The organism is Anaerobacillus alkaliphilus (assembly GCF_004116265.1).
GTDB classification, from domain to species: domain Bacteria; phylum Bacillota; class Bacilli; order Bacillales; family Anaerobacillaceae; genus Anaerobacillus; species Anaerobacillus alkaliphilus.
This window is the reverse complement of the sequence record NZ_QOUX01000034.1, coordinates 38,071-49,101: the sequence shown is the minus strand read 5'-3', so window position 1 is coordinate 49,101 and position 11,031 is coordinate 38,071. Positions and strand designations below refer to the sequence as shown.

Annotated in this window: 15 protein-coding genes and 1 other RNA gene; all 16 read right to left on the bottom strand. The window is 36.7% G+C overall.

The window, feature by feature from the left end; genetic code table 11:
- Positions 1–385: 385 nt before the first annotated feature.
- On the bottom strand, positions 386–649 hold the full coding sequence (locus DS745_RS10680; RefSeq protein ID WP_129078242.1) for a pro-sigmaK processing inhibitor BofA family protein: 264 nt from the start codon (positions 647–649) through the stop codon (positions 386–388).
- 86 nt (positions 650–735) lie between these two features.
- On the bottom strand, positions 736–957 hold the full coding sequence (locus DS745_RS10675; RefSeq protein WP_129078241.1) for a YaaL family protein: 222 nt from the start codon (positions 955–957) through the stop codon (positions 736–738).
- A 16-nt stretch (positions 958–973) separates the two neighbouring features.
- A complete protein-coding gene (recR, locus tag DS745_RS10670; protein WP_129078240.1) occupies positions 974–1,570 on the bottom strand; it encodes a recombination mediator RecR in 597 nt (198 codons plus the stop codon).
- Positions 1,571–1,669: 99 nt separating this feature from the next.
- The gene (locus DS745_RS10665) at positions 1,670–1,981 is read right to left on the bottom strand and encodes a YbaB/EbfC family nucleoid-associated protein (RefSeq protein ID WP_129078239.1); all 312 of its coding nucleotides are present in this window, start codon (positions 1,979–1,981) and stop codon (positions 1,670–1,672) included.
- 19 nt (positions 1,982–2,000) lie between these two features.
- Entirely contained in the window at positions 2,001–3,683 is a 1,683-nt protein-coding gene (gene dnaX, locus DS745_RS10660; RefSeq protein ID WP_129078238.1) for a DNA polymerase III subunit gamma/tau, read from the bottom strand.
- A 157-nt stretch (positions 3,684–3,840) separates the two neighbouring features.
- Positions 3,841–4,106, bottom strand: an RNA gene (ffs, locus tag DS745_RS10655) — signal recognition particle sRNA large type.
- Positions 4,107–4,288: 182 nt separating this feature from the next.
- Positions 4,289–4,762 (bottom strand): tRNA adenosine(34) deaminase TadA, encoded by a 474-nt coding sequence (gene tadA, locus DS745_RS10650; protein ID WP_129078237.1) that lies wholly within the window; start codon positions 4,760–4,762, stop codon positions 4,289–4,291.
- Between the two features lie 103 nt (positions 4,763–4,865).
- Positions 4,866–5,378 carry a TlpA family protein disulfide reductase gene (locus DS745_RS10645; protein ID WP_129078236.1) on the bottom strand — a complete coding sequence of 171 codons (513 nt, stop codon included), beginning with the start codon at positions 5,376–5,378 and terminating at the stop codon, positions 4,866–4,868.
- A gap of 106 nt (positions 5,379–5,484) precedes the next feature.
- Positions 5,485–5,613, bottom strand: a complete 129-nt coding sequence (locus DS745_RS10640; protein ID WP_129078235.1) for a CcmD family protein — start codon at positions 5,611–5,613, stop codon at positions 5,485–5,487.
- A 12-nt stretch (positions 5,614–5,625) separates the two neighbouring features.
- The gene (locus tag DS745_RS10635; protein WP_206662928.1) at positions 5,626–6,366 is read right to left on the bottom strand and encodes a cytochrome c biogenesis protein; all 741 of its coding nucleotides are present in this window, start codon (positions 6,364–6,366) and stop codon (positions 5,626–5,628) included.
- Positions 6,367–6,370: 4 nt separating this feature from the next.
- Positions 6,371–7,054 (bottom strand): heme exporter protein CcmB, encoded by a 684-nt coding sequence (locus DS745_RS10630; RefSeq protein ID WP_129078234.1) that lies wholly within the window; start codon positions 7,052–7,054, stop codon positions 6,371–6,373.
- Positions 7,051–7,752 carry a heme ABC exporter ATP-binding protein CcmA gene (ccmA, locus tag DS745_RS10625; protein WP_129078233.1) on the bottom strand — a complete coding sequence of 234 codons (702 nt, stop codon included), beginning with the start codon at positions 7,750–7,752 and terminating at the stop codon, positions 7,051–7,053. Before ccmA ends, DS745_RS10630 begins: the two co-directional genes overlap by 4 nt.
- A gap of 14 nt (positions 7,753–7,766) precedes the next feature.
- Entirely contained in the window at positions 7,767–8,162 is a 396-nt protein-coding gene (locus tag DS745_RS10620) for a hypothetical protein (RefSeq protein WP_129078232.1), read from the bottom strand.
- Positions 8,163–8,522: a c-type cytochrome biogenesis protein CcmI gene (ccmI, locus tag DS745_RS10615; RefSeq protein ID WP_161568233.1), complete on the bottom strand. Its 360-nt coding sequence runs from the start codon at positions 8,520–8,522 to the stop codon at positions 8,163–8,165.
- A 13-nt stretch (positions 8,523–8,535) separates the two neighbouring features.
- On the bottom strand, positions 8,536–9,030 hold the full coding sequence (locus DS745_RS10610; protein ID WP_241657789.1) for a cytochrome c-type biogenesis protein: 495 nt from the start codon (positions 9,028–9,030) through the stop codon (positions 8,536–8,538).
- A complete protein-coding gene (locus DS745_RS10605) occupies positions 9,031–11,010 on the bottom strand; it encodes a heme lyase CcmF/NrfE family subunit (protein ID WP_129078230.1) in 1,980 nt (659 codons plus the stop codon). It lies immediately after the preceding gene.
- Between the last annotated feature and the right edge of the window lie 21 nt (positions 11,011–11,031).

Genomic DNA, 11,031 nt, shown 5'->3' with positions numbered 1-11,031 from the left:
TTCGTCCTGAGCCAGGATCAAACTCTCCATAAAAGTGTTTGATATAGCTCAAAAATAATAATTCATTGACGAGATATTTACTATCTCTTTAATTCGCTTGGCTGTGTGTTCAGTTTTCAAAGAACAAGCTGTCGTTTTCACAACAAGAACTTTATTATATCACTATAATTTCTCGTTGTCAACAACTTAATAATTTAGTTTGTTTCGTTAGTCGTTTTGGCGACTTACAATATAATAACACTCTAAACAAAACTTGTCAACGTCAATTTTTGTCGTTTTTATGACGAAGTTTGTCACGAAGAGTGTTTTTATAATATACCATGCATTTACCCATTACACAAGGCTTCAAAACAAATGATTTACTGGTAATTGTTTACTGCTTTGCTTATAGGACAAAAAGGTCAATAATTACTAACGCTATTAGTCCTGGAATCCCAAGAAAACCAGATACTGACGCCGTAGCTAAATTAATTGGTATATGATAATCGAAAACAGAACCAAAGGCATTGAGGAAAAATAAAAACAAAGCGCCGATAATTAATCTAATCATTCCTTGTCCAATAAAACGCAATGGTTTGATTGGAGCACCTAATACTAATAGCAAAAAGATAATTCCTCCTAATATAGTAACTACGATAATCGGATCCATTTAATCACCCTCCAACGTTTATTGACAAGCTCTCAATAGTTATCCTATTACGTAGAAGACAAAAAAAGAACATAGAAAATCCAAGTTTAAGAATTTTCCATGTTCGTTCTTCTAATTCTAGCTTCTTTTAATAAGAATAGGTACTTCGCTTCCGTAACTTTTAATTTCAGTAAAACTTCTTCTGATGGCTCAACACTTTTTTCAACTAGTTCTCTTTGAGTCATTAACTGATACTTTTGATGTTCAATTTCTTCTACTAATCGCCTGTTTTCCTCTTTTCGAATCCTACCTTTTTTCTTAAAAAGCATAGAACTACCCCTTTACCTATAACTCTCTACGACCCTCAATAGCTTTTGAAAGTGTAACTTCATCTGCATATTCTAAATCGCCGCCCACCGGAAGACCATGAGCAATTCTAGTTACTTTAATTCCCGTAGGTTTAACAAGGCGAGAAATATACATCGCTGTTGCTTCACCTTCAATATTAGGGTTTGTAGCTAAGATGATTTCTTGAATTGTATCATCTTGAAGTCGCTTTAAAAGTTCAGGAATTTTGATATCCTCTGGCCCAATACCATCCATTGGAGATATTGCTCCTTGAAGAACATGATACAAACCATGATATTCCCTCATTTTTTCCATAGCTATAACATCTTTTGCATCTTGAAGTACACATATTACAGTTTTATCACGTTTTTGATCTTCACAAATATAGCATGGATCCGAATCGGTAATATTATGACAAACAGAACAATAGGTGAGGTTTCGTTTCGCATTTACTAATGCCTTTGCAAAGTCCAAAACGTCATCTTCTTTCATATCCAATACAAAAAACGCCAGTCGACTTGCCGTTTTTGGACCAATTCCTGGCAACCTCATAAATCCTTCTATTAACTTCGATATTGGCTCAGGGTATTGCAAAAAACTCTCCTCCTACGAGAAGCACAAGCGCCCATCTATTATTAAGGATCTCATTCCTTAGAGAGTGGGCGCTTTGCTATATTCAAAATAAAGCTCTAATTAAAACATTCCTGGTAGGTTCATCCCTTTGGTGAACTTACCCATATCCTGATTAATTAAATCATCTGCCATTTTCAATGCTTCGTTCGTAGCAGCCAATACTAAATCTTGAAGCATTTCTACGTCCTCAGGATCAACAACTTCTTTATCAATGATTACTTCAATAATTTTTTTCTCTCCAGTAGCAATAACTTTTACCATACCGCCACCAGCAGTCGCTTCTACTGTTTTTGATTTAAGCTCTTCTTGCGCTTGCGCCATTTGCTTTTGTAGTTTTTGCATTTGCTTCATCATATTTCCCATGTTTTTCATTTAATGTTCCTCACTTTCATTATTCAATTATTTCAATTAAATCTGAACCTACTAGTTTTAATGCTTCCTCAACAATTGGATCACCTTCATGTGCAGCATTTGACTCACCACGTTGTTCCCTGACAAAGTCATCTTTTACATTTTCCCACTGATTATTTAATAATGTCAAAATGTTATACTGCTCACGAAAGACTTCTAAAATTACTTGTTCTACTAGTAAACGAAATTTTGTATCAACCATATCCCTATGCATTTCATTTTGGAAAGCAAGTAAAATTGTTGATTTCGAAGCTGCTACAGGTTTACTGTCAGATAACCAAGCATGCGCTGGCACACTTTGTTTTTTTACAGTATCCATAACTTGGCCCCAATTACTAGTAAGACGCTGCAAGTCAGGTTTTGATGCTTGTCTAAGCATCTCTTTAATTTGGCCACTACTTATGCCACTTTTTCCTGATTTAAAGTTAAATTGACCTTGATTTTTCTTAGGAGTTTCAACAACCGTTGATTGATCTTGTATTGGTATAGAGCCAATATTCGCTAACTTCTGCTCTAATAGTTGGACCTTCTTAAGTAGAGATTCATAAGCTTCATTACTTTCGTTAGCTACTTCAGCTTTATGATTACAAATTTTTACGATTGCTACTTCAATGAATATTTTTGGATGACTGGACCATTTCATATCTTGAAGGATTTCATTCAAGATTTCAATCGTCTGATAAATCCATTTGGTCGGTGTATTGTTACTTATGTTCGTAAAATCATCATCAACAGCTACTCTTTCTAGTGCATCATTTAATCCTGGAGCTGTTTTATACAATAGCATGTCTCGGTAAAAAAAGATGAAATCTTCAATAAATCTTGTTGGATCTTTTCCTGCGAGGATTAATTGATCAACAGCTTTTAATGCTTTAACAACATCACTTTCTAATAGAGCTTCTGCCACTTCCATTAAAAGTCCTTGTGAGACAGCACCAGTTATCGTTAGTATGTCTTCTAAGCCAACTTCATCGTCACTATAAGAAATAGCTTGGTCTAATAGACTCAAAGCATCCCTCATTCCACCTTCAGAAACTCTAGAAATCATTGCTAATGCCTCATTAGCTACTTTTGTTTCATAATGACTTAAGATAAATTCCATCCGATTAATCATCGCTTGACCAGTAATTCTCTTAAAATCAAATCGTTGACATCTAGAGATAATTGTTAATGGGATTTTGTGTGGCTCTGTCGTTGCCAAGATAAAAATAACATGCTTTGGTGGTTCCTCTAACGTTTTTAAAAGGGCATTAAACGCACCAGTAGATAACATATGTACTTCATCAATAATATAAACTTTATAACGTATCCCGCTACTTGGTGCGAACTTGACCTTATCCCTGATATCTCTAATTTCATCGACTCCATTGTTAGAAGCTGCATCTATTTCAATCACATCAACAATTGAACCATCAGAAATACCAAGACACGCCATGCACTCGTTACACGGTTCAGCAATTGGAGCTTGATGGCAATTTACCGCTTTTGCCATTATTTTTGCGGCACTCGTCTTTCCTGTCCCACGGGGTCCTGTAAACAAATAGGCATGAGAGAGTTTTTCTTGAATAAGAGCATTTTTTATTGTTTTCGTAATATGTTCTTGGCCAACAACATCATTTAATTGTTTCGGTCTCCATACCCTATACAATGCTTGATAACTCATCTCTACACCCCCTATCACATATTTAAAAACGAGCCATCGATACTAATCATTCATACTAATTACCATTATACCTTTACACCCATTATTTTTCAAAGTCTCAAGCGAATAAAAAGAAGCAATTCTCTTAATGAGAATTGCTTCTAATATAAATTTAGTGCCGTGCACCTTCCTTTGATCAAGGTACCCCAGGCGTTACCTAAGCAGTTAGCTCGATTCAGGCTACTCTACGGCACACGGAATGATCCACTTACTGCTGCTTCCTTCCGGACCTGACAGGGTTCATGGGTTTCCGTTGCGTAGAACCCAAATGTCAACACTACTTACTTAGGGCAGACCCTACGATACCAAGACCTAGGGAAGGGATTCCGTCTCGCTATAGCGGATTGCGAGTACAGGGCACCGCTACCTCCCCACCTAGCACGACAAATTTATAAACAAAGTTTAAGGCGCCAAATACTGTGACGCATAAATTAGTATATCCCTTTTTAATTTAAAAATCAAGGGGACAAGATGACATGTTAAAGGTAATAAAGTAAATCCATGGATTCAATCAAAAATGTAAAATGTATTAGGTTTTTCATTCTACATTCTACATTCTACATTTTTCATTCTTCATTCTTCATTCTCTTTCTCCTAAGCTCTCTAAAAAAGTTTGTTAACATCTCTCCACATTCTTCAGCCATAATTCCTTTTTCAACTTCACATTGGTGGTTGAATTTCGGTTCTGTTAGTAGATTATAGATCGAACCTACACAACCACCTTTTGGATCAGATGCACCAAAAACCACACGGTCTACACGAGATTGTATAATAGCCCCTGCGCACATCGGACAAGGTTCTAGGGTGACGTATAGTGTGCAGCCGCTAAGCCGCCAAGTACCCAATGCCTTACAAGCATCATCAATAGCGAGTAGCTCTGCATGGGCCACTGCACGTTGGTCTGTTTCCCTTAGGTTATACGCCGCTGCAACTACCTCACCGCCCTTGACGATGACGGCACCGATTGGTACTTCTTTTATCTCTTCAGCCTTTTTCGCTTGATCTATTGCTAATTGCATGAAATAAAAATCATCTTTCAACTATAAAACCTCCACAAACAAACTCATTACCAATATATTAAACAAATTTTCATAAATAAACAAAAAGAGGTACATATCAAAACACGATATACACCTCTTTCAATTACCTACCTTTTATTTCATTCAAAACAACACCCAAGAAATCTCTTGTTACACCGCCGATAAAATGATCAACAATTATTCCATCTTCATTTATCACAATTGTCTCTGGTTGACCGATGACACCGAACTTTCTTGAGATACTATTTGTAAAATCAAATAAGTAGCTTTTTTTAGATTGCTTTTCATCTACATATTTTCTTACTGTATTTTGAGTTTCACCTTTTACCACAACAAAAAGTTGAACTTCATCCTTAAACTCATCATTAAATCGCTCTAGTTCAGGAGCTTCTGCTACACAAGCGCTACACCAAGTAGCAAAGAAATTCAACATGACAACTTTTCCTTTATAGTCAGATAAACGGTGAACGTTGCCCTCTAAATCTTGAAGCTCAAAATCATAAGCTTCATCACCAATTCCAACAGCACTTCCTTGAGAACGTAACCCTAATACCATGGTAATTAATATTCCGATAACGAATACTAAGACAACTGTTTGAATTACTTTTTTATTCATTGATAACTCCCCTTAAAGAAAAGCGTAGAGTGCCGCTTGGCGCTCGGAGCTAGACAATAGCTAGGATACATACTTTTACTTCTTAGTCTAATTTTTAATACGGGCTTTATTTATTATCTAATTCCTGCAAAAATTGTAGTTGCTTTGCAATAGCCTTTTGGCGTTTCCCTAATACGAAGATATAACCTGCAATTAATAACCAAATGATTGAATAAGCTGCCCATAAATATGTCATTTTTATTCCTCCCTAGCTCGCTAATTTTTCTTGAAATTTTTCCTTGAGACGATCAGCTTGAATTTTTAAACGCTCAATATACATACCTTTTTGTAACAAGACAAAGTATAGAACAGTCATCATAAATACTGTAAAAATTAAAGCAAATAACATGGATGGCTCGAGTCCACCGCCGGATTCATTTGCTCCACCTTCCCCAAGCACCACTGGGTGTAGAGTTGAATTCCACCAGCGAATTGACATGAATACAATTGGTACATTTATAAAAGAAATAATTCCGAATACTGAAGCAAAACGTGCTCTTTTCTCCCAAGCAACATCCATATGTCTAATCATGATGTAGGCAATATACATAAAGAATAGAATTAAAGTTGTTGTTAACCTTGGCTCCCAAGACCACCAAGCATTCCATGCAGAGCGACCCCAAATCGGACCAGTTGTTAGTACGATAGCAGTGTAGACAACACCAATCTCAGCTGAAACACCTGCAATCACATCGTAAATTCGTTTTCTTTTGATAAGATACATAATACTAAAAACTGCAACTACAAAGAATGCAAAGAATGCTACCCACGCTGAGGCTACATGAAAATAAAAGATTTTTTGCACAACACCCATTTTTGCTTCAATAGGCGTGTAAATAAAAGCTAGATAGAGAGCTACTAACACCATCGGAATACTTAAATAAAATAATACTTTATGAAGCATTGAGTCTCTTGGTATTACAGTTAAATCATCATTGATAAGCTTCATTTTTCTACACCTCCAGTACATATTCAAAAAGAATTAAGCATAAAACGAAAAAGACTAAATTATAAGCACCCATTAGTTGCATCCAGGATATTGCACTTGCAAGTTGCTCGAAATCTACTAACAGAATTCTGGTTGCCTGAACAGCAGCAATGATGAGCGGGCTAACAATTGGAAAAAGCAAAATTGGTAAAAGCATCTCACTACTCTTTGAGTTTGCTGTTAAACCAGCTAAAAATGTTCCTACACTAATAAAGCCAAAAGTCCCTAGCAAAATGACCACCAAAAACATAGGGAGATTACCTAAAAAGCGAAAATCAAATAATAGAAATAATACCGGTATTGATATCAGCTGTACGATTAAGACAAATACAAAATTTGCGATTACTTTTCCTAGATAAATACTTGAAGGATCTGTAGGTGATACAATCATCCCATAGAGATTATCGTTTTTTGTTTCTGATAAAAATGAACGATTTAATCCTAAGATTGCTGAAAATATAGTGATAACCCATATGAGTCCTGGGATAATTGCACGAACTGCATTATTCGATGGGTCAAATGCGAATGAAAAAGTTACAATTACTAGTCCTGAAAAAATAAGCATTGTAGTAACAACTTGTTTCGTTTTCCACTCTGAGTAAAGATCTTTACCAGCAATAATGAAAGCTGCTTTAAATAAATTGTTCATAGACAGGCCACCTGTTCTGTATATCTCGCTGTAACCAGCGCCAGGTTGTTCTTAACATTATCTAGATCCTCAACTATTTTTCCATTCCTAAATATTATCACTCGATCACAGGTTTGAACCGCTTGTTGAAAATCGTGAGTGACCATAATGACAGTTGAACCATTTGCTTTCATCTTTAAAATAACTTCATTTAATAATTTAATCGCTTCTTGATCTAACCCTGTATGAGGTTCATCAAAAAGCAAAATTTCCGGGTCATGAATAATCGCTCTGGCAATGGCAATTCGTTGCAACATTCCCCGGGAAAAGGAGCGAACCGGATCGTGTATAAAGAAACCAAGCCCCACTTCATTGACTAACTCTTTTGCCTTCTCCTCTATGTTCGAAACACCATAAAGCTTACCAAAGAACTTCAGGTTTTCTAACGGCGTTAAGTGATCATATAAAAAGCTATTATGCGCAAGAAAGCCGATCCTTTTTTTCATTTCATAAGAGTCTTTCTTGAAATTCAACCCGTCTATATAGACATCCCCGCTAGTTGCTTTCATAAGACCAGCAATAATCTTCAATATAGTGCTCTTCCCTGCTCCATTTGGCCCTAAGATTGCTACTGACTCACCTTTTTTAATTGTTAGATTAACTCCTCTTAGGATCACCTTGTCACCGATTGTTTTTATGAGTCCTTTTGTTTCGATCATTAGGGACCTCTCCTTTATTCCATGAACCTTTGTAATTCCATCTTTACCTTTACAAGATGTTCCCGGTAAAGTGTTTCTTTTCTTTCATAACTATCATCAGAAAGTTCTCCAGCTTTATACAACTCTTCTAACTCAAGTAGCTTATTCATAATTACTTTTTGCTTCACTACAAGCTCTTGAAACACTTTTTCGTCGGAATTTCCTTCTAGCCTTTCTTCTGCTTTATTGTGTTTGATTTGAAAATAGATAAACCAGCCAACCCCTGCAAGGACAATTAGTAGTAATATTGCTGTTACTAAATGTGGATCAAAGCTCCTTAATGGCGAAGAATACCACATTCGTAAATGACCGGGGTTATGAAAAGATGGAGCCGATCTTGAAATAGCTGAAGCTACTAGTAGTTCAACCATTTACTTTCCCTCTCTTTCTTTTCTAAGCTTAGCTAATTCTTCTTCAATTTCAGCTTCAATTTCCTTAACAAGACTACTATCACTCGTTGTTTTCTTTGATTTTTGTTTCTGTTCTTCTAACAACTCTGCGGCAATTCGCTCATACTGAGCTTTGAGTTTTTGATAATCTTCATCTGAGAGCTTTTTCATATGATAATCCATTTCAAGCTCGTTCAATGTTGCATAAATGCTTTTTATCGAAATCTCATCCGTGTCATCTGTAATCTCTACTGGTAGTTGAGCGTCTTTTTCCCTTAATAAAGGCGTAACAACTAGATAAAGACAGAATGCTACGATTAGTACACTTACGATAATCCCCATAATCATTCACATCCTAGAAGTACTTTTTGCGTTCCTCATCAATCATAGATTTAACTATCTCATCTTCTAATTCTTCTTCCTCTGAACGAGCTTCAAAAGAAGTCTCTTCTTCTTTGTAGCCAGCAACCCACTTACGGATGATAAAAACAATCCCTATCCCGGCTACTCCAAGAGCAACAAATGGCAAAACCCAAGCTGTCAAACTAAATCCTTTTTTTTCAGGTGCCGTTAAGATTTCTTCTCCGTACATAGAAAGGTAATAATCTTTAATTTGATCTTTTGTTAAACCATCATCCATCATTTCTTTGATTTCAGATTTAAAAGAATCATTTAGACCACAACCTTGCATATTACATTCAAAATGGTCTTGCCCACAGCCGCACATACACATAAATTGGGATGCTACTTCTTTAAATTCAGCTGATTTATAGTCGTATTGATCCCCGGCATAAGCGGGGATCACTGTCATTAACAACAGGAGTGTTAAAATTACCATAACTTTTTTCACTTACGACACCTTCCTTTGCGGTCCTGTGTAACGCGGTGTAATATTTCCATATTTACCAGGCCAAATTGCAAAGATAGAGCCAATAACAAGAATATAACTACCTATCCATACCCAGCGAACGAGTGGATTTACTTTGACAACAAACGTTGCTCGCTCATCTCGCTCCCAAGCACTTAACACAACATACAGATCTTCACGTAATGAACCTAACACCGCTACTTCTGTGGAAGGCTCTTCCCAACTACCGTAGAATATTCTTTCGGGTTGAATGTAACCCATATCCTTTCCTGCTTTTGAAACATGAATGTTGGCAAAAACGATATCATTAATTCCTTCAGTACGTTGGGCGAGATACTCGTAAGTCAATACATAGTCTTCAATCTCAATTGTTTCCCCCTTAGGTACTGTTTTCATCGTCTCACTATCAAAGTTTGAACCAACTATACCAATTGCCATTAGAGCAATTCCAAAGTGAACAATATAACCTCCGTAGCGACGGCGGTTTTTAACCATTAACCAATATAAAGCTACTGGTATCGCTTCTTTGGTTACTTTTCTTCTTGCTTTCACGCCACGATAAAATTCAACGATATGAGTCAAAATCATAAATGAGATAACTCCGTAAGCAATGATTGGGTAAGCCGCTCTCATTCCTAGGCCTGCTAACAAGCCAATAATAACTAAACTAATGATTGCAGGTAGCAAAAAGTTATCACGTAAGTTCTTAACAGTAGAACGTTGCCAAGCAATTAAAGGACATACCGCCATCACGAATATTAATGCCAATAAAATTGGTGACATAACTGTATTAAAGAATGGAATTCCTACTGTAACCTTCGTTCCTCTAACAGCTTCAGAGACTAGCGGGAAGATTGTTCCCCAAAATACTGCAAACGTACCACCAACTAGAATTAAGTTATTAATTAAGAAACTACTTTCCTTAGATAATAATGACTCAAATTGGCCACTGTCTTTCTTTAATAGGTGGTACCGACTCATTAAAACATATAGCGAGAAAATCACCGCTAAAGCCATGAAAATTAAGAAATACGCTCCTAAATTAGAGTCTCCAAACGCGTGAACCGATGTCAATACTCCACTACGAACCAAGAATGTTCCAAATAGAGTTAATGCATATGATAGGATAATTAATGAGATATTCCATATCTTAAGCATGTTTTTTCGTTCCTGGATCATCACTGAGTGAAGGTATGCAGTTACGGTTAACCAAGGCATAAACGAAGCGTTTTCTACTGGGTCCCAAGCCCAATAGCCTCCCCAGCCTAGCTCCTTATAAGCCCAATAACCTCCGATGACATTTCCAAGGGTTAGAAATACCCAAGCAATAATTGTCCAACGACGTGTCATCCGGAGCCAGAATGCATCAACACTTTTAATGATCAAAGCTGCAATTGCAAACGCAAAAGGAACCGCTAACCCCACATATCCAAGGTACAAGGTTACCGGATGCAACAACATTCCAGGATCCTGTAGCATTGGATTTAAGCCGCGTCCCTCTAGAGGAACCTGTTCTAAAAGCACAAAAGGTTTTGCGACAAATCCAAGGATAATATAGAAGAATATCGTGTTTCCAAGCATAATTGATGCAACATATGGTGTAAGAGGATTGTTTTTCATTTTTTTTGAATATGCAACCATCGCTGTGTACATTGTCAAAAAGAAAGTCCATAGCAATAATGAACCTGCATTCCCCGCCCATAGTGCTGCTAATTTATAAGCTAGCGGTAAATCTGTACTCGTATAAAGTGCTACGTACTCGAACTGTAACTGACTCGTTCCTAACGCCGTGAAAAGAACTAACATTGAAATTGAGGCCAAGATAAATACTCCTAAAGTGGCTGCCTTTCCACTGTCTACAAGTCTTTGATCCTGCTTATAAATTCCAAGTATAAATATAACTAAGGCATACACTGATAAAGCTAAGGCTAGATAGATTGATATATTTCCGATCAAATGCATGATGCGCCACCTTCTTTGGGT